The organism is Micromonospora sp. LZ37, assembly GCF_059359015.1.
Genome location: NZ_JCADBL010000004.1, coordinates 453,049 through 478,740, shown reverse-complemented (window position 1 = coordinate 478,740; position 25,692 = coordinate 453,049). Strand labels below are relative to the sequence as shown.

Below are 25,692 nucleotides of genomic sequence, written 5' to 3'. Positions count from 1 at the left end.
ACCGGTCGGCGTACGTGCCTGGTGGTCAGCGAGCTCAAGACGCGACGCTCCCGGCGGACGCTGTACCTCACGCCCCAGCTGGTGGAGCTGTTGCGTCGGCATCGGGCGCGGCAGGCGGAGGAACGGTTGGCCGCCGGTGAGGCGTGGCAGGATCACGGCCTGGTCTTCCCCAGCGAGGTCGGTACGCCGCTCGATCCGGACAACTTCTCCCACCGGTTCTCGGCGCTGTGCAAGCGGGCCGGGCTCGGGCACTGGCACCCGCACGAGCTTCGCCATTCTGGTGCGTCGCTCATGCTTGCCCAGGGCACCCCGTTGCATGTGGTGTCGGAAGTCCTCGGGCATACGTCGATCGCGATCACCAAGGATGTCTACGGGCACCTGATGGAGGGTGACCGCCGTTCTGCTGCGGCGGCCATGTCCCGTGCGCTGTTCGGGCAGTGAGGCACCCGGTGGCTCCCAGCTTGGCTCCCACGGCCGCTCGAAGCCTGATTTCAGCGGACATGAAAAAGCCCCCGACCTTGCCGTTTTGGCTGGTCGGGGGCTTCCCCTTGCTCTGTGCGCCCGAAGGGACTCGAACCCCTAACCTTCTGATCCGTAGTCAGATGCTCTATCCATTGAGCTACGGGCGCTCGTGCTCAGCCAGTCTACACAACCAACTTTCGCGCGGAGACTCCGGGATTCGAACCCGGGAGGGGCTTTAAGACCCCAACCGCATTAGCAGTGCGGCGCCATAGACCAGACTAGGCGAAGTCTCCCCGGTGATCCTGCGGACCACCGCGGACGAGGATACAGGTCCGCCCCCACCCGGGGCAAAGCGGCTACCTCGGACGCCGAGAACCGGTCCCCGGGCCGACGTGTTTCCACCGTGTGCGATGTCACGTTCGCGACTACGCTCCATCGACATGCAGGAGCAGCCGCCGAGCGATCCGCCCCGCCGCGATCCCCGCGGGCAGGCGCGTAGCCGCTCCCCGAAGGCCACCTTCACTCCGCCGCCCACGCCGGCGAAGGCTTCCCCACCCGCTGCCGAGGAGAAGCCGCCGGCGCAGAGGCGGGCGCGGTCGAAGGCCGCTCCGGCGGTGCTGTTCCAGCCACCGGCCGCCGACCGACCACTGCCCCGCCAGCCCGCCCGCGACGACGTCTCCGGCCCCTCCTCCGACGGCCCCGCCGCCACCAATCAGACCAGCACCGGACCGACCGGAAGCGGAGCGACCGGAACGGGACCTACCTCGCCGGAAACGACCACGCAGAGAATGCCGGCTGAGGAGACCGCGCAGGGAACCACCGCACAGACCGGGACCGCGAAGGAGACGCCGGAGACCACCGGCCGGGCCACCCGGACCGGCACGCCGGGGTCGCGGCGGGCGCCCGGAACGGACCGACCCGCTCCGGCCGCCAGGAAGGCGACGCCGAAGAGGGCCGCCACCTCGAAGAAGGCAGCGCCGGCACCGGACGGTGATCCACCGCACACGGACGCGGCAGCGGCCGAGCCGACCCCACCGACGGGCTCCAGCGCCCTGGCCAAGCTCACCGGTGTCACTTCCGCCCCAGCTGACGCGTCGGCACCACAGGTGCCGGCCACGGCCGACCCGGCCCCGGCGGGGCCGAGCAGGGCGGGTGCCGAGGGCGCGGAACAGGCCGGTGCCGGCACGACCGCGCCGGCGAGGCGGAAGGCCGCCCCGGCGAAGCGGACCGCCGCCCGACAGCACACCGACCCCGACGCCGGGCCGCAGGAGATGAGCGGGCCGGAGATCACGCCGCCGCAGGCCGCGTCACCGAAGAAGGCGACGCGGCGAAAGGCCGCCCCGGCCAAGCAGGCCGCTACGCCGACCTCGCCTCCGGCCGACCCGCCGGGTCCCGCCGCGAGCGGACCGGACGCGCTGGCCGGCCGCAGCGCGGCACCGGGGCTGGCCGCGCTGCGGGTACGGCTGCTGAACCACCCCGGGTTCGCGCCGGAGCTGTTGGCGCTGGCGGCCGTCGAGGGGATCGGGCCGGGCGCCCGCGACTGGGCCCAGCGGCTGCGTGGGACGTACCCGGAAGCGGGTCCGGACGGCCTGGCGCGGCTGGCGACCCGGCGCTTCGTGCGCGGGGCCGGCGTCGGTGGCGCGGCCGCGGCGCTGGCCGGGTTCTTCGCCCCGGTGGCGGAGCTGGCGGCGGTGCTGTGGACGCAGGCCGGCCTCGTGCTGCACGTGGCCGCCGCGTACGGGCGGGACCCGCTGGACCCGGAGCGGGCGGTGGAGCTGCTGGTGCTGACCCAGGTGCACCCGGACGAGGACAGCGCCCGGTCCGCGTTGGCGGCGGCGCGGGCGGCGGACGGTCCGGGGGAGCGGCCGTGGGCGCGCGCGGCGGAGGCCGCCTGGCGGCTGGCGGCGCCGCTGGCCGTGCAGGCCGGTGGTTGGGCGGCGCTGCGGCTGGCGTCCCGGCTGCTGCCGGGGGCGGCGGTGTTGGCGGCGGCGGCCGGTGACGCGGCGGCGGCGGAGCGGCTGGCCGCCCGGGCGGTGGCCGTCTACCGCCCGGTCAGGACCGGGTGAGCGGGCCGGTGGTCAGAGCCAGGTGAACCACTTCTCCGGCAGCAGCGCGTACCCGACGAAGGCGACCACGTCGAGCAGGGTGTGCGCGACGATCAGCGGCATCACCCGCCGGGTGCGCAGGTAGAAGAGGCTGAACACGACCCCCATCACGGCGTTGCCGAGGAACGCGCCGAAGCCCTGGTAGAGGTGGTAGGAGCCGCGCAGCAGCGCGCTCGTCGCGACGATCGCGCCGAGCCGCCACTGGAGCTGGCGCAGCCGGGTGACCAGGTAGCCGACCACGATCACCTCTTCCAGCACCGCGTTCTGCACGGCGGCGAGGATGAGCACCGGCACCGCCCACCAGAGGTCCGGTAGGGCGGCGGGGACCAGGGTGGCGTTGACGCCGAGCTGCGCCGCCGCCCAGAACAGGGCCAGGCCGGGCAGGCCGATCAGCGCGGCCAGGCCGGCGCCCCGGGCCAGGTCGGGGCCGGGCCGCGAGAGGTCGACCCCGAGCGTCCGCGCCGGGTCGCCGGGGTCCCGCGCCAGCAGGTGTACGGCGAGCAGCACCGGCAGCAGCGCGAAGGCGATGCCGAGCAGCTGGTACGTCAGGTCCAGCCAGGGCCGGGGCGAGGCGGACCGGTTCAGGGCGGCGGTCTGCGCGGAGAGCGGCCCGGCAGCGCTCAGCGCGGCGACGATGGACACCATCGCGTAGACGGCCGACTTGCCGAGCGACAGGCCGAGGACCAGCACGGTCTCGGTGCCGAGGACCCAGCGGGACACCGGGCGGGTGAGCTCCTCAACGGTCACCGCACCACTCTGCCCGACGACGGGGGCCGACGGCACCGGTCGACGGGCCAGGTGAGGCGATCGCACATTGTGTGCGACCGGTGCACACGCTCCGTGGACATTCTATGCGGGCCCGATCCGCCGTCAGGAGGAGAAGCGCCCCGTGGACGACATCGCGCGACTGTTGAAGGAGAGCTGGACCCTGGTCGAGGAGGACCGGGACCGGCTGATCGGTCACTTCTACGCTCGGACGTTCCTCCTCGACCCGGCCCTGCGGCACCTCTTCCCGACGGAGATGTCCGGTCAGCGCGACCGGCTCCTGGACGCGATCGTCACCGCGACGCAGGTGGTGGACGACCCGGAGAGCTTCGGGGAGTACCTGGGCGCGCTGGGCCGGGACCACCGCAAGTACCACGTGGACGCGGCCCACTACGAGACGATGGGCGTCGCGCTGCTGGATGCGCTGCGCAGCACCGCCGGCGACGGCTGGAACCTGGAGTACGACCAGGCCTGGCGGGAGGCGTACGCGGCGATCAGCGAGAAGATGCTGGCCGGGGCGGCGGCGGACGACGACCCGCCGTTCTGGCACGCCGAGGTGCTCACCCACGAGCGGTACGGCGCGGACACCGCGGTGCTGACCGTGCGGGCCCTCCAGCATCCGCTCACCTGGCGGGCCGGGCAGTACGTCAGCGTCGAGGCGCCCCGGCACCTGCCCCGGGTCTGGCGGACGTACTCGGTGGCGAACGCTCCGAACGACGACAACGTGCTGGAGTTCCACGTCCGTACGCCCGCCGGGGCGGGTTGGCTCTCCGGCGCGCTGGTGCGGCGGACGAAGCCGGGCGACCTGCTCCGGATCGCCGCGCCGATGGGGTCGATGACGCTGGACCGGGAGTCGACCCGGGACATCCTCTGCGTCGCCGGTGGGGTGGGTCTGGCGCCGGTCAAGGCGCTGGTGGAGGAGCTGACCGGCTGGAACCGGACCCGCTGGGTGCACGTCTTCTACGGCGCCCGGCACCGCGACGACCTGTACGGCCTGGCCGGTCTGGCGGAGCTGGTCGCCGCGCACCCCTGGCTGTCGGTGACCGCGGCGTGCAGCGACGACCCGGACTTCGACGGCGAGCACGGGGACATCTCCGAGGTGATCACCCGGTACGGGCCGTGGACGACGCACGACTGTTACGTCTCCGGTTCGGCGCCGATGGTCCGGGCGACCCTGCGGGCGTTGGCCGAGGACGAGGTCCCGGCCCCGCGGATCCGGTACGACACCTTCGGCAACCTGTAGCGACTTTCCTCCCCCCGTGACCGGGTCGCGTGCCTCCGCCCCCTGGGGCACGCGACCCGGTCCCCCCTTCCTTTCGTTCTCCGCCGGCCGGGGGACTCAGACGGTGGGGTACTCCTCGACGGGGACCAGCGGCACGCCGGGTGCCATCCGGTCGGTCCAGAGCCGCCCCTCCAGGTGGTCGATCTCATGCGCGACCAGCCGGGCCATCCCGTACGAGTACGAGGTGATGATCCGGCTGCCGTCGAAGCGGGCGTGTTCGACGTCGATCCGCAGCGGCCGGGGCACCAGCCCCCGACGGTCGGCGAAGGAGAGGCAGCCCTCGTACTGCTCGTCGGTGTCCGGGCTGGCGTCGACCACCCGGGGGTTGAGCAGCACGACCGGCTCGGCGGCGCGGTCGGCGGGGCGGATCACCGCCACCGCGGCGTCGACTCCGAGCTGCGGCGCGGCGAGCCCCAGGCCGGCGCTGAACGGGTGCAGCTCGTCGACCCGGGCCAGCAGGGCGGTCAACCTCTCCGCCACCTCCCGGGCCCGCGGCTCGTCGGTGGGCAGGTCGAGGGGGCGGGCCGGGCGGCGGGGCTGGTCGGCGTCGCGGGGCAGCAGGCCGAGGGCGTGCAGCCGGTCGGCGGCCCGCCCGGTCGGCGTGGCGCGTTCCGCCTCGGCCGGTTCGCCCCGGAACCGCCACTGGAGGCGGTAGCGGGTGTTCAGCGGCGGTTCGTCGATGGCCCAGTCGAAGACCGCCCGGTCGCCCCGGTCGTGCCGGCGGACGGGGGTGCGCAGGGGGCCCTCGTCGGCGGAGAGGGAGGTCTCGACGCCCCAGACCCGGGGGTCGAGCGCGGCCGGCAGGTCCAGCCGCACGGCGAGGTGGCGGGTGGGCAGCCGGACGGCCCGCTGGAACCAGGGGCCCCACTTCTCCCGGCCGACCCGGTACGCGTACTCGATCTCGGCCCGCTCGCCGGGGTGCAACGGGAAGGGGCCGTCGGCGTTCTCGAAGAGCAGCCAGATCTCCTTGTACGCGTCGCGGTCGTGCCGGACCCGCCAGTGCATGGGTTCCCGGCTGCGGCCGTCGTCGAGGAACACCCGCAGGCCGAGTTCGGCGAAGGTGAGCGGGTGTTCCCGGTGGTGCCGGTTGGAGCGTCCCGGGTCGTCGGGCCAACGGTCGACGGCCACCCGGACCAGGTAGCGGGTGACGGGTTCGGCGCCGGCGTTGTGCAGCTGCCGGCGGATCACGCAGCGGTAGCCCTGGTCGGTGAGGGTCAGGGTGGCCGTCTCGCGTTCGACGAGCAGGCCGGTGCCGGGTGGCAGCCACCGGCCGGTGGGCGCGGGTTCCCGGGGGGCCGGCGCGGCGCGGGCCTGGCGCAGCTGGTCGTACTCCCGGAAGCGCTGCCAGATCGCGCCGTCGGCGTCGAGGACGGCCTCGGCGCGGCGGGCGAAGTCCTCGGTGGGCCGGTGCCGGCACCCTTCGACGTGGCTGACGTACGACGGGTCGAAGCCCATCATGGTGGCGAGTTGCTTCTTGGATAGCCCGCGCCCCGTCCGGTGCCGGGCGAGCTCCGCCGCGAAGGACTCGGCGGCCCGCTCCAGGGGGGAGGTCGTCATCAGCTTCCTCAGGGCCGGGACGACAAGTCTTCATGTTCCACCGGTCCGGCCGCAGCCGAACTGGCGCTAATCCGACATATGGCTTGACACGCCCGCGTTTCCGCTCCCATCGGCCGGGTAGTACGCGGAGCCAGGGCCGCTCCATCGCCGACGGCGGAGTGATCCGAGCCTCCCGCCCCGTCCCTGGCGAGGGTTCCCTGGGGCCGACGACTGTGGTTAGGCTAGCCTTAGCTCAACGGACGGTACTTCGGACAGGGGGATGACCAGGTGACAGCGGTGATGCCGAGGCGGGACCTCGCCCTTCCGCTCGCCCCGGTCACCGACACCCTGCGGGCCATGTTCGGCACCCTCGACCTGCCCGGCCTCGCGCCGGGCCTGGTGGTCACCGACGAGGCCGGCTGGAGCCCGGCGAGCACGCTCGTCGACGGCACCCGGCTCCCCGACTTCCTGCGCGCGGCGGCCCGGCGCTGGGGCGGCACCCCGCACGCCTGCGCCGCGCTGGCCTGGAAGTCCTACAGCTACTGGACGGCGCTGCCGGTGGTGCTCGGCTGGGCGTCCGCCCGTCGGGTGCCGCTGCTCGACCCCGCCGACGTCCTGATCCACTTCGAGGACCACCACCAACTGCTCACCATGGGACTGCGCCGCTCGACGGCCGTGGCGGTCCTCCCCGGCGACCCGCTGGCGCTCTCCGGCCTGCCCGAGGTGCGGGTGGTCGCCGACGAGGCGGAGCTGCTCCGGGTGCTGCGCGCCTCGCTGCTGGACGCGCACCTCGCTCCGATGATCGCCGCCATCCAGGCGGAGGTCCGGGTCGGCGCCCGTACGCTGCTCGGCTCGGTGGCCTCCGGCATCGCGAACGGCATCCTGCGCGCGACGGACGTGCTGCCCGGCTCCTCGGTGCGCAGCATCGCCACCCTGCTCGACGCGCTCGACCTGGCCGACCTGGTCGAGATCGTGCCGAACGCGGCGGGCGAGCCGACCGTCCAGCGCCGCACCTGCTGCCTGGCCTTCACGCTGCCCCGGCCGAAGATCTGCCAGGGCTGCTGCGTCCGCTCCTCCTGAGGCTCGTCCGTCCTCAGTCCGTCAGCGGCCGGACGTCCCAGAGCCACACCCCGCCGGCCCACGTCGGCCTGATCCCGGTCAGCTCGGTCATCGCCGTGCCCAGCGCCCCGGCGTGGCGGTGCGGCCCGAGGACCACCACGCCGGCCCGCCAGTACCGCAGGTCGTCCACGGCGGCGGCCCGGTCCTGCGGGGTGATCGGCGGGACGGCGCCCGTCCTGGCGATCCGGCCGACGAGGGTGCTGGTCCGGCGGAACGGGGCGCCGAAGAGTGCGACCTCCGGCTCCGGCGCCTGCGGCCGGGTGTCCGGATAGAGGAAGTAACCGCGGGCCAGCGGCATCTCCAGTCGGGTCCGGGCGCTCCAGCGCAGCGGGTCGGGGTAGGTGTTGTCCGGCAGCGGCAGGGTGACGACACTGCGCCCACCGGCGACGTACGGGCGCCAGGCACCGGAGGTGACGAAGGCCGGGGTGGGGTCGGGGCGGGTGGTGGGCAGCGGGGTGGGCAGCAGTGGCAGCAGGGCCATCAGCAGGACGGTGACCCCGACGAACCGGATCTGGGACCGGTCGGCCGGATGGCGCACCGCCAGCCGCCGGGCCTGCTCGGCGCCGAGGGCGAGGAGCACCCCGATGATCGGGCCGAGCGCCAGGGACCAGCGGGTGGGCACCACCGAGTGCAGCAGCGGCAGGCCCTCCAGCGCCGCCCACGGCGCGGGCACACCGGTCTCCCGGCCGTTGAGCTGCACCTCCCGGCCGAGGGAGAGCACCGCGAAGAGCAGGCCGAGGGCGGCCAGGCCGAGCACCACCGCGCTGCGTCGCAGCCACCACACCAGCGCGACCACGAGTACGACCAGCGGCCACCCGAAGAAGGCGTTCTCCTCGGTGGCGTTCTTCGCCAGCGGGGCGGCGGACCGGGCGTCGCCGGCGAGCGACTCCCGGGAGTACCCGACGAAGGCGGCCAGGTCGGTGCGGTAGCCCCGGATCAGCCGGGAGAGCCCGTGGTAGGAGCCGGGCCCGAAGAGCTGGACGTGGAGCGGGTAGGCCAGCAGCGCGGCGGCGAGCAGGGCGGCGACACCCAGCCCGGCGAGGAAGGGCCTGGCGTCCCGGCGCCGGGAGGGCCGGCGCAGGGCCAGCGCGCCGACCACCGCGGCGAGGCCGATCGCGGTCATCAGCAGGATTTCCAGGTTGATGAAGGCCTGCCAGACGATGAGCAGGCCGAGCAGCACGCCGTTGCGGAGCCAGCGGCCCGGCTCGGCCAGCCGCAGGGTGCGCCAGACGATCAGCGGTACGACGAACTGCGACACGATGTTCGGGTGCCCGTTGGCGTGCGACACCATCGCCGGGGCGAACGCGCAGAACGCCGCGCCCAGCCAGGCCGGCCCCCGGGAGCGGGTGACCACCCGGGAGAGGAGGAAGTACCAGGCGGTCCCGGTGGCGGCCAGCCCGGCGGTGAGGAAGATCAGGAAGGACCAGTGCGGGCCGAACAGGACGGTGACGGGCGTCATTGGTAATGAAATGGACAATACGGACGTGTTGGCCATCAGGTTCACGCCGTCCGGCACGTTCATCCGGTCCGACGCGAACGGATAGGCAAATTCGGTCACCACGCGCGCGCCGTGCGCCATCATCCACTCGAACTGCCACTGGTCGGTCCGGTTGTCCCGGAGCGCGCCGCCGGGGCGCGACCAGAGGCGCACGGTCACCCAGAAGGCCAGCAGGACGTAGCTGAGCACGGCGGCCGCGTCCCGCCACCGCCCCTCCCGCAGTGGTTCGCCGGGCTCGGCGTTCCCGACCCCGGGACGCGCGCCCGCGGGGCCCGGTTCGGGAGTAGTCATGGCAATTCGAGCGTAGTCACGGCATCGAGCTGACGTGACATGTTTCGGGGGACTGGCGTACTATGTGCCGGGTTCGCCGACCGCCGATCACGTGCCCACCCCCGACCGCATTTCGGCCACCACGGTGCCCCGATTCCTCCGCCGCTGAAGCGGATGGTTCACTCTGTCGGTCAGGCGCAGGTCGAGTCATATCGTGAGGAATCGACGCATGGCAGAAATCACTGGGGATCAGCGCGTCCAGTCCGAGGTACTGGAGGGCCTGGCGACCGCGGTCAACCATCGCAGATGGTTCGTCGAACTGGCGGTTCCCCACCTCGGTGACAACCCCATCGAGATCGGCAGCGGGCTCGGCGACTACGCGCTCGAGTGGTCGGCGCACGTCCCCCGGTTCACCGCGACCGAGGCCGATCCGGACCGGCTGGTGTCGCTCAAGGAGCGCCTCGCCGACCAGCCCGGCATCGAGGTACGCCAGATGCTGCTGCCGCACCCGGAGCGCGGCGACTACAGCGCGGCGGTCTCCTACAACGTGCTGGAGCACATCGAGGACCACGTGGGGGCGCTGCGCAGCATGCGCGACCTGGTCCGCCCGGGCGGCAAGGTGATCATCATCGTGCCGGCGTTCCAGTTCGCCATGAGCCCGGCGGACATCGCCACCGGACACGTCCGCCGCTACACGAAGAAGACGCTGGGCGCGGCGATGACCGAGGCCGGCCTGCACGTCGAGACCATGCACTACGCCAACGCGCTGGGCCTCATCGGCTACTTCATGGCGACCAAGGTCTTCCGGCTGATGCCGAAGGAGGGCCCCATGGTCAAGGTCTACGACACCCTGGTGCTCCCGGCCACCAAGGCCGCCGAGCAGCGGATCCGTCCCCCGTTCGGCCAGTCCGTCTTCGCGGTGGCCCGCGTCCCCGCCTGACCCACGCCGACTGAGACCGGGCCCCCGCCGACGGCGGGGGCCCGGTCTGCTTCCGCACGGCGCGGCGTCACTCCTTGATCTGGTACGTCGGGCGGATGACCGCCCGGGCCAGGGTGTGGAAGGCGAGGTTGAAGCCGACATAGGCCGGGGTGGCGCTCCGGTCGACGCCGAGGCGCTCCACGTCCAGGGCGTGCACGGCGAAGACGTAGCGGTGCGGGCGGTCACCGGGGGGCGGGGCGGCGCCGCCGTACCCGGTGTCGCCGTAGTCGTTGCGGACGCTGAACGCGCCGCCGAGGTCGACCTCCCGCACCCCGGTCGGCAGCTCGGTCACCGACGGCGGCAGGTCGACCAGCACCCAGTGCCAGAAGCCGCTCCCGGTGGGGGCGTCCGGGTCGAAGCAGGTCACCACGAAGCTCTTCGTCCCGGCCGGGAAGTCCGACCAGGCCAGGTGCGGGGAGACGTTCTCGCCGCCGTGCGCGTACCGCGCGTCCATCGGCTCGCCGTTGTACACGTCGTCACTGGTCAGGTTGAACGACGGAACGGTCGGCAGCAGCTCGTACGGGTCCGGGGCGATCGGTCGTTCCAGGGTCATCGGGGGTCCTTCCGGTACGGCGTTGTCGTCCCTTCTTACCCCGCCGAGGCGGCCCGTCGAACCGGAAACGCCCCGTATCCGGGTCCTGCCCACTCTCTCCAAACGACTACACTGTAGTCATGGGTAGTCCCCGCTCGGTACGCTTCGACGACACGGTCCTGGCCCGCCTGGACCGGTACGTCCGCGAACACCCCGGCTCCTCCTCCTCGTCGGTGGCGAACATGTTCGTCGACGAGTCGCTGCGCACCTACGAGCACCCGGGAGTGATCTTCCGGTCCGGGCCCGCCGGTCGGCGAGCCGCCCTCAACGGCGGGCCCGACGTCTGGGAGGTGGTCGGCGCCCTCCACGCGGTACAGGGCGAATCCCCGGACCTGGAGGGCGAGGAACTGGCGGCCGAGTTGATGGAGGTCACCGGGCTCGGCCGGGAGCAGATCGCCACGGCCCTGCGCTACTACGCCACCTACTCCGCCGAGATCGACCAGCTGATCCGGGCCAACCACGAGGCGGCCGAGCGGGAGGAACGCCTCTGGCGGGCCGAACAGGGGCTGCTGAAGCGCCGAAGCGCATGACCGGCCTGCTGCTCGACGAGATGTATCCGCCGGCACTGGCCAGGGAACTTCGCAAGCTGGGACACGACGTCCTGGCGGCACTCGACGTCGAGGTGGGTCTGTCGTCCCGCTCGGACGAAGACGTCCTGGCCTGGGCCACCCGCCACGAGCGCTGTGTCGTCACCGAGAACGTCCGCGACTTCGCCCGGCTGGCACCGCTGGCGTCGCACGCCGGGATCATTCTCGTTTCGGCCCGCCGGTTTCCCCGAACCCGCAACGGGCTGGGGCGGCTCGCCACCGCACTGGACGCCGTGTTGACGACCGGGGCGCTGCCTCCGGCTGAGGGTGTGACCTGGCTCGACGCCACGTGACGGGCGTCCGGACCGGAGCGGAGGGTGTGGGATTCGAACCCACGAAGACATCGCTGCCTTACCGGTTTTCAAGACCAGCGCCATCGGCCACTAGGCGAACCCTCCCGGACCGCCACCCGCAGGTGCGCGACCGCTGCCTAGTCTGCCACGGGCGCGCCGCGGGCGAGCAGACCTCCCCGGCCCGGCGACCGCGCCGGCTCGACGTGGGTTACCCCGACACCAGGCCAGGCCTCACTCAGCCGTCCACTGTGGCCCGGCGGCAGGCACGTGGACGAAATCCGCGCCCCGGCGTGGTCGAAGGGGCGGATCGGGTAAGACTGGGCCATGCGCGCGATCACGATCCCGAAACCCGGTGGACCCGAGGCACTCGTCTGGGCCGAGGTGCCCGACCCCGAGCCCGGCCCGGGCGAGGTGCTCGTCGACGTGCGGGCCAGCGCGGTGAACCGGGCCGACCTGCTGCAGCGGCAGGGGCACTACCCGCCGCCGCCGGGCGCGCCCGCGTACCCGGGTCTGGAGTGCTCGGGGGTGATCGCCGCGATCGGCTCCGACGTGACCGGGTGGGAGGTCGGCCAGCAGGTCTGCGCGCTGCTCGCCGGCGGCGGGTACGCCGAGCGGGTGGCGGTGCCCGCCGGGCAGCTGTTGCCGGTGCCGGCCGGCGTGGACCTGGTCGACGCCGCGGCGCTGCCGGAGGTGGCCTGCACGGTCTGGTCGAACGTCACCCGGCAGGCCCGGCTGGCCGCCGGCGAGACGCTGCTGGTGCACGGTGGTGGCAGCGGGATCGGCACCTTCGCCATCCAGTTCGGGGCGGCGCTCGGCGCGACGGTGGTGGCGACCGCCCGGTCGGCCAAGCACGAGCGGCTGCGCGAGCTGGGAGCGGCGCACACCGTCGACTACCGCGAGCAGGACTTCGTCGAGGAGGTCCGTCGGGTCACCGACGGCCGGGGCGCGAACGTCATCCTCGACATCATGGGCGCCTCCTACCTGGGCCGGAACGTGGCGGCGCTGGCCGAAGGCGGTCGGCTGGTGGTGATCGGCATGCAGGGCGGGCGAAAGGGCGAGTTGGACCTGGGCGCGCTGCTGGCCAAGCGGGCCACGGTGGCGGCCACCGCGCTGCGGTCCCGCCCGCTGGAGGACAAGGCGGCGATCGTGCGGGGCGTCCGGGAGCAGGTCTGGCCGCTGGTGGAGTCGGGCGCGATCCGGCCGGTGGTGGACCGGCGGGTGCCGATGACGGCGGCGGCCGAGGCGCACCGGCTGGTCGAGTCGAACGACCACCTGGGCAAGGTGCTGCTCACGAGGTCGTGACGTGGCCGTCCGGCTGCGCGGGCCGGGGCAGCACCAGCCGGGCACCGGGCCCCTCCCCGGAGAGCGAGTCGCCCGGGTTGTTGAGGTGGCAGCGCTGCAACGAGAGGCAGCCGCAGCCGATGCAGCCGTCCAGGTCGTCGCGGAGCTTGCCGAGCAGTCGGATCTTCTCGTCCAGCCGCTCCCGCCAGGTGCGGGAGAGGGCGGCCCAGTCGTCCGGGGTGGGGGTACGCGAGGCGGGCAGCGAGTCCAGCGCCTCGCGGATCTCGTCGAGCGAGATGCCGACCTGCTGGGAGATCCGGATGAAGGCCACCCGGCGCAGCTCGGTGCGGGCGTAGCGGCGCTGGTTGCCGCCGGTGCGCTCGGCGCGGATGAGGCCGAGCCGTTCGTAGTAGCGCAGCGCCGACTGGGCCACGCCGCTGCGGGCGGAGAGCTGCCCGATGGTGAGAGCCTCTTGCATCACGGTCACCTTGAGTTGAAGTGAACTTCAACTTCAGGCTAGCCGGGTGGCTACCACCACCGCCACCGCCGTCAGCGCCGGGCCGAGCCGAGGGGGCGGCGGCGGGTGCGCTCGCGGCCGAGGATCCAGAGCGCCTCGACGCCGTCCTTCCAGGTGATCTTCTTGCCCTCCTCGCGGCCGCGCGCCCGGTAGCTGATCGGCACCTCGTACGGGCGGATCCGCTGGCGCAGCAGCTTGCCGGTGACCTCGGCCTCCATGCCGAAGCCCCGGGAGCGGATGTCGAGGGAGCGGTAGAGCTCGACCGGCATCAGCTTGAAGCAGGTCTCCAGGTCGCCGATGTAGGAGTTGAACAGCACGTTCGCCGCCATCGTGACGCCCTTGTTGCCCATCACGTACCAGAAGCTGTAGGCGCTGTGGCTGCCGAAGGTCCGGTTGCCGTAGACCACCGTGGCCCGGCCGTCGAGCACCGGGTCGAGCAGGCGCGGGATGTCCTGCGGGTCGTACTCCAGGTCGGCGTCGAGGATGACCATGTACTCGCCGTCGGCGCTGTCGACCGCCGTCTTGATCGCGGCGCCCTTGCCGGCGTTGCGCTGGTGGGTGATCACCCGCAGCCGGGCGTCGTCCGCGCGCCCGAGGATCTCCCCGGTGCCGTCCCGGCTGCCGTCGTCGACCACGACCAGCTCGATCTCGCACGGATAGTCGACGGCCAGTGCCTGCTTGAGGGCATCCGCGATGCGTTCTTCCTCGTTGTAGACCGGCATGAGGATCGAGAGCTTCACGGGAATCTCCACGGTGGCGACAGCAAGTCGCCCCTAGCCTAGCCTGGCTGCTGAGCAGCGCGGAGTCCGCCACGGGGCCCGGCGGGCGCCCGGGCGTCAGGAACATGGTGTTTACTTCCGCCCATGTCGGCAGCCGGCTGGATGCTCGTGGCGGCGCCGGTCGCCGCGCTCGTCGTACTCACCCGGGTTCTCCGTCCGCGCCGCGACCGGATCGCGCCGCTGCGGTTGGCCGTGGTCCGGGCCGCGCTGACCACCGGCGTCTTCGCCGTACTGGCCGTGGAGGTGCTCGGCGCGGCACGCGCGCTGACCCTGCCGGCCCTCGCCGCGGCGTGGCTGCTCTTCCTGGTCGCCGTCGCGGCCGGCGCCCGGCTGCGGCCCGGCCGGGCGGCCGTCCACCGGGGCGCGACCGTCCCCACCGCCCGCCGGGAGGCGCTGGTGGGCGCGGGCGCGGCCACCGCCGACCCGTCCGGCCACACCGGCCCGGTCCCGGCGTCCCTGCCGGACCCCGACGCCGCCGGAGCGGCGGTCCCGACCTCCGCGCGCGGCGGCGTCGCGTCGGCGCTGGCCGGCTGGACCGCCCGGCTGGCCGACTTCCGGCGTACGGCGGGCCGGGGCGAGCGGCTGCTCGCCGGCAGCGTGCTCGGGGTGGTGCTGGTGGAGCTGCTCGTGGCGCTCCTCGCCGAGCCCAACAACTTCGACTCGCAGACCTACCACCTGCCCAAGGTGGAGCACTGGGTCGCCCAGCACAGCCTGGAGTTCTGGCCGACCGCCATCCACCGCCAGGTGACCATCCCGCCCGGCGCGGAGTACCTGCTCCTGCACCTGCGCCTGTTCACCGGCGGGGACGCGCTGCACAACCTGGTGCAGTGGGCGGCGGGGATCGGCTGCCTGCTGGTCGCCACCCGGATCACCGCCCAGCTCGGCGGCGGGCGGCGGGCCCAGCTGCTCACCGCGTTCCTGGTCGCCACCACGCCGATGGTGGCGCTCCAGGCGACCAGCACCCAGACCGACCTGGTGGCCGCCGCCTGGGCGGGCTGCGCCGCCACCCTGGCCCTGGACGGGCTGCGCCACCGCGCCGGCCTCGGCGCCGTGCTGGCGCTCGGCGCGGCCACCGGGCTCACCGCGCTGACCAAGACCAGCGGGCTGATCGCGGTCGGACCGATGCTGGTGCTCTGGGGCGTCGCGCAGCTCCGGCTGGCGTTCCGGCCGGCCCCGACCGACGGCGGGCCTGCCGACGACCGCGTACCCGGTGCCCGGCGGTCCCCCCGACCGGCGGGCGGGGTGCTCCGCACGGTCGCCGGCTCGCTGCTGGTGCTGCTGGTCGCGGCGCTGGTGGTGGGTCCGTTCCTGGCCCGGGTGACCGCCGAGTTCGGCCACCCGCTCGGCCCGCCCCGACTGCGCGAGTCCATCCCGATGGAACGGCACGACCCGTTGTCCATCCTGGTCAACGCGCTGCGGATCGGGCACACCGCGTTCGACACGCCGCTGCCGCCGCTGCGCGCCGGCACCGCAGAGGCGATCATGGACGGCTCCCGGGCGGTCGGCGTCGACCCGCAGGACCGGGCGATCACGTTCGGCCGCGAGGTCTTCCCGGTGCCGGCCTGGTATCCGGACGAGGACCGGGTGGCGTTTCCCCTCGCCGGGTCGCTGGCGCTGCTCGGGGCGGTGTTCGCGCTGGCCCGCCCGGCCCGGATCAGCCCCGGGGGTCCGGGGCCGCTGCGGGCGTACGCGGCGACGATGGTGGTGGCCGTCGGGCTGCACACCGCGATGATCAAGTGGCAGCCGTGGGGCAACCGGCTGCTGCTCTACGCGCTGGTGCTGGCCGTACCGCTGGCCGGTCTCTGGCTGGACGCGCTGTTCCGGCGCCGGTCCGCCCCGGGCCGGCGACCGGTGGCGGCCGGGCTGGCGGTGGCGGTGCTGGCCACCGCCGCGCTCTCCGGCGTGCTGGCCCTGTCGTACGGCTTCCCGCGCCGGCTGGTCGGCGCCGGGTCGGTCTTCACCACCGCGGAGTGGGACACCCGCTTCCTGCGTCGCCCGCAGTGGGCGGAGGAGTTCCGCTGGGCGGCCGAGGCGGTACGGGCCAGCGATGCCCGCCGGATCGGCCTGGCGCAGCAGAACGACAACTGGGAGTACCCCTGGTGGCTGCTGCTGCGCGACGCCGACGGCCGGTCGCCGGAGCTGGTGGCGTTGCAGTCGGTGCTGCCCGACCGGCCGCCCGCCGATCCGGCCTCGGTCGACGCGATCGTCTGCACCGGACCGCGCGCCGCCTGCCTGAAGCTGGTGCCGACGGGTTGGCGCCTGGAATACCGCGGCTACGTCGGCTACGCCCTCCCCCCGACCTCCTGACCCACCCGCCGCCGGCGCTCGGAGCCGGGGTCCGGCGCGCAGATGGCGGAAACCTTTCCGAGAGACATTCACATACCTCGTTGCCACGCGTTACCTTCCGGTAACTCGATCGACGTCCCGCGATCGAATCGGAAAGGAGTGCGTCGATGCTTGGCACCCCCACCAGGCGCGCACCGGCGGTCCGACGGCACACCCTGGCCGTCGTCTCCGCCGCCGCCCTCGTCCTGCCGATGCTCCTCGGCCCGGCGTCCCCGGCCACCGCCGACGACCGTCCGACCGTCCAGCCGCTCCCGTCCCACCTCGAAGCCGTCCGGGCCGCCGAGGCCACCGCGCTCTACGGCTCGCCGGAGATCCGGCCGCTGGAGCAGCGGCGTACCGCCCTGGTGACCATGGGCGACAGCGAGATCTCCGGTGAGGGGGTGGGCAACTACGTCCCCGGCACCCACCAGCCCGGCAACTGGTGCGACCGCTCGTACGACCAGGCGGTGTTCCGCACCGGCATCCCGTCGGACACCCAGTACAACCTCGCCTGCTCCGGGGCCACCCCGTGGAACCTGATCGCCGGCGGACCCACCCAGCACAACGAGCTCAACCAGGGCGACCACCTGGCGATCAAGGCCCGCAACACGCACGTCAAGCTGATCTGGGTGGTGGTCGGCGCCAACGGCGACGGCACGATCCAGTTCGGACCGGTCGCCACCGACTGCACCATCCGCCGGGTCTTCTTCCAGGGCCCCTGCTACCCGACCTACACCGACCAGTGGACCATCCGCACCGACGGCAGTCGCCGCGCGGTCACCGAGGCGCTCACCTCGATCCGGCAGACCATGACCGGGGCCGGCTACCGGAGCGCCGACTACGAGCTGGTGCTCATGTCGTACCCGAGCCCGGGCAGCCCGGACGTGGAGGACAACCCGAACTTCCCCGGCTGGTACAGCGGCGGCTGCCTGCTCTACCTGGCCGACGCGGCGTTCGCCCGGAACAAGGCGGTGCCGCTCTTCGAGTCGGCGCTGCGGGCCGCGGCGACCGAGACCGGCACCCGCTACCTGGACGCCAGCCGGCTCTTCCACGGCCACGAGGTGTGCACCGACAACACCTCGGTGCGCGGCCTCTACATCGAGGTGGGCATCTGGGACGAGAACGCGGCACGGCAGTCGTTCCACCCCAACGCCCGGGGGCACGGCATGTTCGCCCAGTGCATCACCCAGTTCTGGAACTCCGGCCAGGCGCGGGCCACCTGCGTCGACCCGGCCAGCACCGGCAGCGGGGTGCTCTACGGCGGGCTGTTCGAGTTCAAGCAGCTCCGCAACGCCGCCACCGGCACCTGCGTGGACGGCAAGGGCTACGACTCACGCAACGGCACCGCCCAACAGTCGTACGGCTGTCACGGCGGTCGCAACCAGGGCTTCTGGTACGACCCGACCCGCCGGTCGCTGCACTCGGAGCTCTCCCACGACCGCTGCCTCGACGTCGCGGGCGGATCGTTGACTGCCGGTACCGCGGTCAACGTCTACGACTGCAACGGCAGCGCCGCCCAGCAGTTCGTCTTGGCCGGCAACCAGCTCAAGCCGGCCGGCGCGACGAACCTCTGCGTGGCGTTCGACAACCCGTGGTTCGGCACCCCGCGGCTGCGGCTGGCGAACTGCTCCACCAGCACCCGCCAGCAGTGGTCGTTCGAGTCCCGGTCGTTCGCGAACCCGGTCGGGTACGGCCACGACGACTTCATCGGCTCCCGCGTCTACTGACCGACGACGAGCGGCCGTCCCTCACGGGACGGCCGCTCCCGCCGCCTCACTTCTGCTTCGCGGGGACCACGATCAGCCGGGCGACGCTGGCTTCGCCGTCCCGGGCACCGGCGACGCCGACCGTCGTACCGACCTCGATGTCCCTGGAGGCGATCGTGGTGCGCCGCTCCACCACCCGGAGCTTGTCGCCGAAGGTCCAGGTGAGGGTGAAACCGTCGGCGGACTTCACGGTGACCGAGTCGCCGTCGATAGCGGTGACCTCGCCGCGCTGCACGACCACGGTCTTCGTGCCGCCGTCCCGGGTCTTCACCACCACCTCGCCGTGCAGGGTGTTCTGCCGGAGCAGCACCCGGGCCTGCCGCCGCTTGCGCCACTCGTCGCCGCGCTCGCCCGCCCTGTCCCGCGGGCCGGTGGACGCCTCCGGTGCGGCGGACGACGGCGCGGGCGCGGCGGCCAGGTCCAGCTCCCCGGCCTCGAAGCCCATGGCGGTGAGCGCCTGTCCCTCCGCGCCCAGCGCCGCGGCCACCTCGACGGCCGCCTCCTTCGCCGCGCCCGGCGACCGGTCGGCGGGCCCGCAGCCGGCGACGCCCAGCGCGAGCGCCGCGAGCAGCGACGTGGTGGCGATGACAGTTCCCTGACGTGCCATTGGTCTTCCTCTCGTCCGTGGTGTACCCAGCGTCGCCCGGCGGGATGGGCGGAAGGTCAGGTCGATGTTCGGGTCGGGTAAGGATCCGGGGGCAGCACGACGGTGAACGCCGCCCCACCCTCGGCGGCGTGCCCGGCGGTGATCCGTCCGCCGAGCCGGCGGACCAGGCCGGCGGCGAGCGCCAGCCCCAGCCCGCTGCCCACCTTGCGCACCCCCCGGTAGCGCTGGTGCAGCGCGCCGCGTTCGAAGGCCACCGCCAGGTCGTCGTCGGTGAAGCCGGGCCCGCCGTCCCGGACCTCCACCACCCCGCCGGCCGCCGGGCCGGCTCCGGCGGGCCGGACCGCGAGCACCACCGGCGCACCCGGCGGTACGACCCGCAGCGCGTTCTCCAGCAGCCCGTCCACCACCTGCCGGATCCGCCCCGGATCGGTGTACGCCGGCACCGGCGCGTCGGGCAACTCGGCGCGGAACGGCACCCCGACCGCCGCGCACCGGTCGGACCAGGTGCGCGCCGCGTCGGCGGCGAGTCGGGTCAGGTCGACCGGCACGGGCTCCAGCGGGAAGTCCGCCGCCTCCAGCCGGGCCAACGCCAGCAGGTCGCTGACCAGCCGGTCCAGGTGTTCGGCCTCGGCGAGCATGGTGCGGCCGGTGCCCGGCGTCTCGTCCCCGCCGATCACCCCGTCGGCGAGCGCCTCGGCCCAGCCCCGGATCGCGGTCAACGGGGTGCGCAGCTCGTGCGAGACGGAGAGCAGGAACTCCCGCTGCCGCCCCTCGCTGGTGGCCAGCGCGGCGGCCAGCCCGTTCAGCGCGTACGCCAGGTCGGCCACCTCGTCGGGCGGCTCCACCGGTACCCGTACCGCGCGGTCGCCGGCGCGCAGCCGGGCGGCGGCGGTCGCCGCGACGCGGATCGGGCGGGCCAGCCGCCGGGCGAGCAGCAGCCCGGCCACCACCCCGGCGGCGAGCCCGGCCAGCAGGGGCAGCCAGAGGCTGCGCAGCACCTGACGCCAGGGGCCTTCGGTGGCGGCCCGGGTCAGCACCACGCCGTCCCCGCCGGGCAGCGGCCGTCCCTCCACCAGGGCCCGCTCCCCGTTGACGAGCCGCCGGCCGGAGACCTCCCTGCCGGCGGAGATCCGGTTCACCACCTGCCGGGGCAGCCCGGGCCGGTCCACCGTGCCGCCGCGGACGACGTACACCTCGATCCGCTGTTGGCGCAGCTGGCGGATGAGCCGGTCACCGGCGGCGTCGCGCTGCCGGCTGGGGCGGACCCGCAGCACGTCCGCGGCGAGCCGGGCCTGGGCGGCCAGCGCGTCCTGGTCGCGTCGCTCCACGCCGCGCACCGCGAGGGGGACCGCGACCAGCGCGGTGACCAGGACGGAGACCAGCGCGACCGCGCAGGTGACCAGCACCGCGCGGGCGGTCAGCGTGCGGCCGAACCGGTGGCGCGGGGCGGTCGGCGCCGGGCCGGGCCCGATCACCGGCAGCGCGACGGTGGGCTCGTGCGGCTGCGGCGGGCCGGGGTCAGCCATCGGCGGCGTACCCGACGCCACGGTGGGTGCGGATGACGCTGGCCGGGCCGAGCTTCGCCCGGACCTGCGCGACGTGCACGTCGACGGTGCGGGTGCCGGCGTGGGCGGCGTACCCCCAGACGCCGGCGAGCAGCTCCTCCCGGGTGAAGACCCGGCCGGGCCGGGCCATCAGGTGCGCCAGCAGGTCGAACTCGGTGGAGGTGAGCTGGACGGGCGTGCCGGCCGCGGTGACGGTGCGGCGGGCCGGGTCGAGGGTGACGGGACCGACCACCCGGGGTCGTTGCGCCCCCTCCGGCGCACCGGCGGTGCGGCGCAGCACGGCGCGGACCCGGGCCACCAGCTCGCGGGGGCTGAACGGCTTGGTGACGTAGTCGTCGGCGCCCAGCTCCAGTCCGACGATCCGGTCGACCTCGTCGTCGCGGGCGGTGAGGAAGATGACCGGGGTCCAGTCACCCGCCTCCCGCAACCGCCGGCAGATCTCGGTGCCGGCCAGCCCGGGCAGGGTGATGTCCAGTACGCAGGCGACCGGGCGCAGCCGGCGGGCGGCGGCCAGGCCGGCGTCGCCGTCCCGTTCCAGGTGTACGCCGAAGCCCTCCCGGCTCAGGTAGAGCCGGACCAGGTCGGCGATCGCCGGCTCGTCCTCCACCACGAGGACGAGCCCGCGCTGCGGAGCGTCGACGGTCACCGGGCCATGATGACCGACCGACGGTCACCACGGATGCGCGGTCGTGTTCGGGTCAGGTAAGGATGAGGTCAGCGGGCCGGTACGGGGCGCAGTGTGGCGCCCGGCGCGACGGCCGGTGGCTCACCGATGGTGGCGACGACCCGCTCCCGGGGCGTGCGCAGCCGGGTGCGGAACGCGTGGTGGAGCAGCGTGTCGAGCTGCCACACCTGCTTCGGGTGCTGGGTACGGATGACGAACCGTTCGCGGGCCCCGTCGATCGCGGTGGCCGACAGCTCGACGGTCTGGGCCCGCGGGTCGGGGCTCCAGGTGACGTTGCTGAGTTCGCGCAGCTCGGCGTTGAGGTGCAGACGGAGCCGGTGCAGCACCCGGGTCTGCTGGGTGACCACCATCCGGCGGTGGGTGAGCAGGAGGAGGTACTCGCCCCCCACCGGGTGGTCGGGTCGGCTGCACCGGGTGACCAGGATGGTCGCGTCGCCGGAGCCGACGCACTGCCGGAAGACCGGCATGTGCCGGCTCACCGTCTGGACCGCCAGTCCGGTCTCGGCGGCGGCCGGGAGGAACGTTCGCGAGAACACGTCCATGCCCTGGTAAACGAGCCGTCACCAGGCGTGATGTGGGTCACTGCCACATTTTGGAAGTTCCACGGGCGTTCGTCGCACCGGGTGTGCGACGGTCGCCACCCCGGCGTCGGTCGCTACCCGGCGGCCCGCGGCGGCTCCACGGTGGGCGATGCGTCGGGGATCACCGGAGGCGGTGCGAGAAGCTCCTCCAGCCAGCCGGGGACGGCGGCGACGTACCCGGCGCGGGCCGGATCGGGCGTGTCGAGGGCCCGCCGCCAGGACAGCGCCCGGCTCACCGTGGTCACGGGCAGCGCCAGGTCGACGGCCTCCCGCAGGGTGGCCCGGTCGTACCGGTCGGTCCAGGCTTCCAGGTACGCGTCCCGCAGCCGGGTCAGCGTCGGGTCACCGACCGGCAGCGCGAAGGTGTGGGCGACCGAGCGGAGCGTCACCAGCAGGGTCCCGAAGGGGTGGGCGACCGAGGCGTCCCCCCAGTCGAAGAAGCGGTGGCCGCCGGCGGCGGCGACGAAGACGTTGCCGTCGTGCAGGTCGTCGTGCTGGACGGTGGCGGGGACGCCGATCTCGGCGAGCCGCCGGCACCGCTCGGCGTACGTGGCGCGCTGGGCGCGCAGCCGGTCGTGCGCCTGCGGGGCGAGTCCGTCCTCCGCGCCGAGCAGCAGCGACTCCTCGTCGTCCAGCAGCGCCTCGAACAGCCGCGGCAGCGCCTCGGGCCGGTGGTCGGGCACCCCGAGGGCGAGCAGCTCGTCGGCGTACGGGGTCATGGTGAGCTGGAGGTCGGCGTACTCCGGCAGGACCCGTTCCCAGCGGGCCGGGTCGCGGTCCCGCCCCAGCACGTCGCGCAGCGACTCGCCCCCGTCGGGCAGCAGCGACCAGCCCCGGCCGGCGTCGACCGCGATCGGGTCGAGCACCCGGCCGGGGGCGAGCCGGGCCAGTGCGGCCAGGAGCGCCGCCTCGTGCCGGGTGCCCGGGTTGTTGGCCTTGAACCAGACGTCCCCCGCGTCGGTCGGCACCCGCCAGACCAGCGACCAGGGACGCTGTCGCGGCTCGACCGGGCCGGTGACGCGCCGGCCCCGCCGGCCGAGCTGATCGGTCACCCAGCCGAGGGCCGCCTGCCGCAGGTCGGGGTCGGTCCAGCCGGGGTACGGGGTCTCAGCGCTCACCCGGCGCAATCTAGGGCCCGCAGCGGTTTCCGCGCGAGGTGATTTCTCCGCGTGCCCGCCACCGCCCGGCGGGGTCGGCGGGGCGACCGATCGGCTGACCACGGCGCGGGCCGACGGCTGCTAGCGTTCCGGTCGATATTCTGCTGCATCGATACGGGGGTCGTATGCGCACCTTCTGGCGTGCCCTGCTGCCGTTCCTGCTCACCGCGACCGCGCTGGTGGTCGCACCGCAACCCGCCCACGCCGTGGCCACCCGCGTGATGGTGGTCGGCGACTCGATCAGCCAGGGGTCGGCCGGTGACTTCACCTGGCGTTACCGGCTGGCGAAGAAGCTGGCGGTCACCGCGCCCGGCGCGGTGGACCTGGTCGGTCCACGCACCGATCTCTACGACAACGTCACCGGCCAGCAGGGCTCTCAGGCCTACCGGGACGCCTCCTTCGACCGGCAGCACGAGGCCATCTGGGGCCGGCGGCTCTCGGACGAGAAGACGGTGATCGCGAGCCGGGTCTCCGCCGCCACCCCGGACGTCCTGCTGGTCCTGCTCGGCATCAACGACCTGGAGTTCCAGGGGTCCACCCCGGCTCAGGTCGCGCAGGACATGCGGGAGTTCATCGGCAACGCGAGGTCGGCCCGGCCGGGGGTGGACGTCGTCATCGGCCACACCCTGTCCCGGTACGACCTGTGGGCCGGGGTCCCGCAGAGCGTGGCGAACACCGCGGACCTCAACGCCCGGCTCGACGCCCTGGCCGCCGAGCTGAACACCTCCTCCTCGCGGGTGCTGACCGCCGCCACCGACGCCGGTTGGAACGCGAGCGTGCACACCTGGGACGGCACCCACCCGGACGCCACGGGTGAGGTGCGGATCGCCGCCGCGTTCACCGACGCGCTGAGCACTCTGGGCGTCGGCAGCCCGTACGGGACCCGGCCGTCGTTCGTGCAGTGGACCAGCGCCGGTGCCAAGCCGACCGTGACCCCGCAGACCAACGCCGCGATGCTGACCTGGGCGGCCAGCCCGGGTGCCACCGGCTACCTGATCGAGCAGAAGGTGATCAGCGCGGGCGAGACGGTCTTCACCCGGCTGCCCTACCCGGTCAGCGGGACGAGCTGGACGGCGCAGCTCCTTGCCCCGGGCCCGGTGGAGTTCCGGGTGGTGCCGACGAAGGGTCGGATGACCGGACTGCCCGGCCCGTCCACCACAGCCACCGTCCTGGGCTGACCGGTGTGTAAGGAAGGGCTCCTTGTTGACGCCTGGCGTCAACAAGGAGCCCTTCCTTACCCGTCAGAGCAGCTCGACGATGGTGGCGTTGGCCATGCCGCCGCCCTCGCACATGGTCTGCAGGCCGTACCGGATGCCGTTGTCACGCATGTGCTGGAGCATCGTGGTCATGATCCGGGCGCCGCTGGCGCCGAGCGGGTGGCCGAGGGCGATCGCCCCGCCGCGCGGGTTGAGCCGCTCCGGGTCCGCCTCCGTCTCCGCCAGCCAGGCCAGCGGGACCGGGGCGAACGCCTCGTTCACCTCGTACACCCCGATCTCCTCGATCCCCAGCCCCGCGCGGCGCAGCGCCTTCGCGGTGGCCGGGATCGGCGCGGTGAGCATGGTGACCGGGTCGTCGGCGGCGACCACGGCGGTGTGGATGCGGGCCAACGGGCGCAGGCCGTGCCGGCTGGCCCACTCGCTGGTGGTGACGGCGAGCGCAGCCGCGCCGTCGGAGATCTGCGACGCGGAGCCGGCGGTGACCACGCCGTCGGACCGGAACGGGGTCTTCAGCTCGCCGAGCTTCTCCAGCGAGGTGTCCCGGCGGATGCCCTCGTCGGCGGCGAACTTGCCGCCGTCGGCCAGCGCCACCGGGGCCAGCTCCGGGTCGAACGCGCCGGCGTCCTGGGCGGCGGCCGCCTTCTCGTGGCTGGCCAGCGCGAACTCGTCGAGCTGGGTACGGGAGAAGTGCCAGCGGGCGGCGATCAGCTCCGCGCCGACGCCCTGGTTGAACGGGAGCGGCTGGTCGTCGGCGAAGCCCTCGACGCCCCGGTAGCGGTCGCGGAGCTGGTCACTGAAGGGCATGCCCCCGCCCACGCTGGAGCCCATCGGCACCCGGGTCATCGACTCCACGCCGCCGGCGACCACCAGCTCGGCCTGACCGGAGGCGACGGTGGCGGCGGCGAAGTGCAGCGCCTGCTGGCTGGAGCCGCACTGCCGGTCGAGGGTGGTGCCGGGGACCGACTCGGGCCAGCCGGCGGCGAGCACGCCGTTGCGGGCGATGTTCCAGGACTGTTCGCCGACCTGGGAGACGCAGCCCCACACCACGTCGTCGACCTGGCCGGGCTCGATCCCGGTGCGCTCGGCGAGGGCGCGCAGCACGTGCGCCGAGAGGTCGACCGGGTGGACGGCGGCGAGGCTGCCCTTGCGCCGCCCGACGGGGGTGCGTACCGCGCCGACGATGACTGCGTCACTCATGACTACTCCCCGGTAACTTGGGCTGCGTCGATCCTACGTCCTCCGGCGGCCGGTCGTCCGCCCCCGGGTCGCGCCGCCACCGCCCTGGCATGCTGGAGGCGTGCACACCCCATCGTCCCCGGCCCGCCAGTGGCGGGTGCCGGCGGCCCTGCCGGTGGCGAAGCTGGTCGGCGCGGTCGCCCTGGTCCTGCTGGGCCTGCTCTTCGCCGACGGCGACCCGGTCCAGGTGGTGCTCGCCGTGGCGGCCGCGGTCGGACTCGCCGGGTGGGCGCTGCGCGACCTGCTCGCCCCGGTACGCCTCGCCGTCGACCCGGACGGTCTCACCGTGATCCACGGATACGCCGGCCGGCGGCGACTGCCCTGGGCGGCGGTGGAGTCGATCACGGTGGAGCGGCGTACCCGGTTGGGCCTCGCCGCCGAGACGTTGGAGATCGACGCCGGGGAGTCGCTGCACCTCTTCGGCCGGTACGACCTGGACGCCCCGCCGGCCGACGTGGCGGAGGAGCTGCGGGCCGCCCGCCCCTGAC

General features: G+C 73.8%; 25 protein-coding genes and 3 tRNA genes. 12 read left to right on the top strand and 16 right to left on the bottom strand.

What is annotated here, in order from left to right; translation table 11 throughout:
* Positions 1 to 21: 21 nt before the first annotated feature.
* Complete coding sequence (locus AC5L3Z_RS12415) at positions 22 to 441, top strand: site-specific integrase (protein ID WP_494841667.1); 420 nt, start codon at positions 22 to 24, stop codon at positions 439 to 441.
* Positions 442 to 556: 115 nt separating this feature from the next.
* On the opposite strand, the gene AC5L3Z_RS12410 is transcribed toward AC5L3Z_RS12415, so the two are convergent.
* The 3 genes from AC5L3Z_RS12410 to AC5L3Z_RS12400 form a co-directional block, all read right to left on the bottom strand.
* Positions 557 to 629, bottom strand: a tRNA-Arg gene (locus AC5L3Z_RS12410).
* Positions 630 to 664: 35 nt separating this feature from the next.
* A tRNA-Ser gene (locus AC5L3Z_RS12405) sits at positions 665 to 755 on the bottom strand.
* A gap of 419 nt (positions 756 to 1,174) precedes the next feature.
* The gene (locus AC5L3Z_RS12400; RefSeq protein WP_494841666.1) at positions 1,175 to 1,528 is read right to left on the bottom strand and encodes a hypothetical protein; all 354 of its coding nucleotides are present in this window, start codon (positions 1,526 to 1,528) and stop codon (positions 1,175 to 1,177) included.
* 40 nt (positions 1,529 to 1,568) lie between these two features.
* Here AC5L3Z_RS12400 and AC5L3Z_RS12395 point away from each other — a divergent pair, with 40 nt between their 5' ends.
* Positions 1,569 to 2,528: a hypothetical protein gene (locus tag AC5L3Z_RS12395; RefSeq protein WP_494841665.1), complete on the top strand. Its 960-nt coding sequence runs from the start codon at positions 1,569 to 1,571 to the stop codon at positions 2,526 to 2,528.
* 12 nt (positions 2,529 to 2,540) lie between these two features.
* On the opposite strand, the gene AC5L3Z_RS12390 is transcribed toward AC5L3Z_RS12395, so the two are convergent.
* Positions 2,541 to 3,314 carry a CPBP family intramembrane glutamic endopeptidase gene (locus AC5L3Z_RS12390; RefSeq protein WP_494841664.1) on the bottom strand — a complete coding sequence of 258 codons (774 nt, stop codon included), beginning with the start codon at positions 3,312 to 3,314 and terminating at the stop codon, positions 2,541 to 2,543.
* Between the two features lie 142 nt (positions 3,315 to 3,456).
* On the opposite strand from AC5L3Z_RS12390, the gene AC5L3Z_RS12385 reads away from it, so the two are divergent.
* Positions 3,457 to 4,575, top strand: coding sequence for a globin domain-containing protein (locus AC5L3Z_RS12385; protein WP_494841663.1), 1,119 nt, complete (start codon positions 3,457 to 3,459; stop codon positions 4,573 to 4,575).
* A gap of 96 nt (positions 4,576 to 4,671) precedes the next feature.
* Here the strand turns inward: AC5L3Z_RS12385 and AC5L3Z_RS12380 are convergent, their stop codons facing one another.
* On the bottom strand, positions 4,672 to 6,171 hold the full coding sequence (locus AC5L3Z_RS12380) for a peptide deformylase (protein ID WP_494841662.1): 1,500 nt from the start codon (positions 6,169 to 6,171) through the stop codon (positions 4,672 to 4,674).
* Positions 6,172 to 6,450: 279 nt separating this feature from the next.
* Here AC5L3Z_RS12380 and AC5L3Z_RS12375 point away from each other — a divergent pair, with 279 nt between their 5' ends.
* Positions 6,451 to 7,230: an IucA/IucC family C-terminal-domain containing protein gene (locus AC5L3Z_RS12375; RefSeq protein WP_494841706.1), complete on the top strand. Its 780-nt coding sequence runs from the start codon at positions 6,451 to 6,453 to the stop codon at positions 7,228 to 7,230.
* A gap of 13 nt (positions 7,231 to 7,243) precedes the next feature.
* On the opposite strand, the gene AC5L3Z_RS12370 is transcribed toward AC5L3Z_RS12375, so the two are convergent.
* Positions 7,244 to 9,058, bottom strand: a complete 1,815-nt coding sequence (locus AC5L3Z_RS12370) for a DUF6311 domain-containing protein (protein WP_494841661.1) — start codon at positions 9,056 to 9,058, stop codon at positions 7,244 to 7,246.
* Positions 9,059 to 9,266: 208 nt separating this feature from the next.
* On the opposite strand from AC5L3Z_RS12370, the gene AC5L3Z_RS12365 reads away from it, so the two are divergent.
* Positions 9,267 to 9,977: a class I SAM-dependent methyltransferase gene (locus AC5L3Z_RS12365; RefSeq protein ID WP_334533199.1), complete on the top strand. Its 711-nt coding sequence runs from the start codon at positions 9,267 to 9,269 to the stop codon at positions 9,975 to 9,977.
* Positions 9,978 to 10,044: 67 nt separating this feature from the next.
* Here the strand turns inward: AC5L3Z_RS12365 and AC5L3Z_RS12360 are convergent, their stop codons facing one another.
* Positions 10,045 to 10,569 (bottom strand): YbhB/YbcL family Raf kinase inhibitor-like protein, encoded by a 525-nt coding sequence (locus AC5L3Z_RS12360; RefSeq protein ID WP_494841660.1) that lies wholly within the window; start codon positions 10,567 to 10,569, stop codon positions 10,045 to 10,047.
* Between the two features lie 119 nt (positions 10,570 to 10,688).
* Between AC5L3Z_RS12360 and AC5L3Z_RS12355 the strand changes: the two genes are divergently transcribed.
* Complete coding sequence (locus tag AC5L3Z_RS12355; RefSeq protein WP_494841659.1) at positions 10,689 to 11,138, top strand: DUF433 domain-containing protein; 450 nt, start codon at positions 10,689 to 10,691, stop codon at positions 11,136 to 11,138.
* Complete coding sequence (locus AC5L3Z_RS12350) at positions 11,135 to 11,488, top strand: DUF5615 family PIN-like protein (RefSeq protein WP_494841658.1); 354 nt, start codon at positions 11,135 to 11,137, stop codon at positions 11,486 to 11,488. Before AC5L3Z_RS12355 ends, AC5L3Z_RS12350 begins: the two co-directional genes overlap by 4 nt.
* An 18-nt stretch (positions 11,489 to 11,506) precedes the next feature.
* Here AC5L3Z_RS12350 and AC5L3Z_RS12345 read toward each other — a convergent pair.
* Positions 11,507 to 11,593, bottom strand: a tRNA-Ser gene (locus AC5L3Z_RS12345).
* 219 nt (positions 11,594 to 11,812) lie between these two features.
* On the opposite strand from AC5L3Z_RS12345, the gene AC5L3Z_RS12340 reads away from it, so the two are divergent.
* Positions 11,813 to 12,790, top strand: coding sequence for an NAD(P)H-quinone oxidoreductase (locus tag AC5L3Z_RS12340; protein WP_494841657.1), 978 nt, complete (start codon positions 11,813 to 11,815; stop codon positions 12,788 to 12,790).
* Here AC5L3Z_RS12340 and soxR read toward each other — a convergent pair.
* Together soxR and AC5L3Z_RS12330 are read right to left on the bottom strand one after the other, a co-directional pair.
* Entirely contained in the window at positions 12,777 to 13,247 is a 471-nt protein-coding gene (gene soxR, locus AC5L3Z_RS12335) for a redox-sensitive transcriptional activator SoxR (RefSeq protein WP_494841656.1), read from the bottom strand. The genes AC5L3Z_RS12340 and soxR overlap by 14 nt on opposite strands.
* A gap of 71 nt (positions 13,248 to 13,318) precedes the next feature.
* A complete protein-coding gene (locus AC5L3Z_RS12330) occupies positions 13,319 to 14,026 on the bottom strand; it encodes a glycosyltransferase family 2 protein (RefSeq protein WP_494841705.1) in 708 nt (235 codons plus the stop codon).
* Between the two features lie 123 nt (positions 14,027 to 14,149).
* Between AC5L3Z_RS12330 and AC5L3Z_RS12325 the strand changes: the two genes are divergently transcribed.
* Both AC5L3Z_RS12325 and AC5L3Z_RS12320 read left to right on the top strand, forming a co-directional pair.
* Positions 14,150 to 16,372 carry a hypothetical protein gene (locus AC5L3Z_RS12325; RefSeq protein ID WP_494841655.1) on the top strand — a complete coding sequence of 741 codons (2,223 nt, stop codon included), beginning with the start codon at positions 14,150 to 14,152 and terminating at the stop codon, positions 16,370 to 16,372.
* Between the two features lie 146 nt (positions 16,373 to 16,518).
* A complete protein-coding gene (locus AC5L3Z_RS12320; RefSeq protein WP_494841654.1) occupies positions 16,519 to 18,117 on the top strand; it encodes a ricin-type beta-trefoil lectin domain protein in 1,599 nt (532 codons plus the stop codon).
* A gap of 46 nt (positions 18,118 to 18,163) precedes the next feature.
* Here the strand turns inward: AC5L3Z_RS12320 and AC5L3Z_RS12315 are convergent, their stop codons facing one another.
* The 5 genes from AC5L3Z_RS12315 to AC5L3Z_RS12295 all read right to left on the bottom strand — a co-directional run bounded on the left by AC5L3Z_RS12315 (position 18,164) and on the right by AC5L3Z_RS12295 (position 22,712).
* The gene (locus AC5L3Z_RS12315; protein WP_494841653.1) at positions 18,164 to 18,763 is read right to left on the bottom strand and encodes a hypothetical protein; all 600 of its coding nucleotides are present in this window, start codon (positions 18,761 to 18,763) and stop codon (positions 18,164 to 18,166) included.
* Positions 18,764 to 18,819: 56 nt separating this feature from the next.
* Positions 18,820 to 20,289: a sensor histidine kinase gene (locus AC5L3Z_RS12310; RefSeq protein WP_494841652.1), complete on the bottom strand. Its 1,470-nt coding sequence runs from the start codon at positions 20,287 to 20,289 to the stop codon at positions 18,820 to 18,822.
* The gene (locus AC5L3Z_RS12305; protein WP_494841651.1) at positions 20,282 to 20,974 is read right to left on the bottom strand and encodes a response regulator transcription factor; all 693 of its coding nucleotides are present in this window, start codon (positions 20,972 to 20,974) and stop codon (positions 20,282 to 20,284) included. The genes AC5L3Z_RS12310 and AC5L3Z_RS12305 overlap by 8 nt, the downstream gene beginning before the upstream one ends.
* A gap of 68 nt (positions 20,975 to 21,042) precedes the next feature.
* Positions 21,043 to 21,555 carry a hypothetical protein gene (locus tag AC5L3Z_RS12300; RefSeq protein ID WP_494841650.1) on the bottom strand — a complete coding sequence of 171 codons (513 nt, stop codon included), beginning with the start codon at positions 21,553 to 21,555 and terminating at the stop codon, positions 21,043 to 21,045.
* Positions 21,556 to 21,668: 113 nt separating this feature from the next.
* Positions 21,669 to 22,712: a phosphotransferase gene (locus tag AC5L3Z_RS12295; protein ID WP_494841649.1), complete on the bottom strand. Its 1,044-nt coding sequence runs from the start codon at positions 22,710 to 22,712 to the stop codon at positions 21,669 to 21,671.
* Between the two features lie 164 nt (positions 22,713 to 22,876).
* Between AC5L3Z_RS12295 and AC5L3Z_RS12290 the strand changes: the two genes are divergently transcribed.
* Positions 22,877 to 23,929: a GDSL-type esterase/lipase family protein gene (locus AC5L3Z_RS12290; RefSeq protein ID WP_494841648.1), complete on the top strand. Its 1,053-nt coding sequence runs from the start codon at positions 22,877 to 22,879 to the stop codon at positions 23,927 to 23,929.
* A 63-nt stretch (positions 23,930 to 23,992) separates the two neighbouring features.
* Here AC5L3Z_RS12290 and AC5L3Z_RS12285 read toward each other — a convergent pair whose 3' ends face one another.
* Positions 23,993 to 25,165 carry a thiolase family protein gene (locus tag AC5L3Z_RS12285; RefSeq protein ID WP_334533236.1) on the bottom strand — a complete coding sequence of 391 codons (1,173 nt, stop codon included), beginning with the start codon at positions 25,163 to 25,165 and terminating at the stop codon, positions 23,993 to 23,995.
* A 100-nt stretch (positions 25,166 to 25,265) separates the two neighbouring features.
* Here AC5L3Z_RS12285 and AC5L3Z_RS12280 point away from each other — a divergent pair, with 100 nt between their 5' ends.
* Positions 25,266 to 25,691: a PH domain-containing protein gene (locus tag AC5L3Z_RS12280; protein ID WP_494841647.1), complete on the top strand. Its 426-nt coding sequence runs from the start codon at positions 25,266 to 25,268 to the stop codon at positions 25,689 to 25,691.
* Position 25,692: the final 1 nt, after the last annotated feature.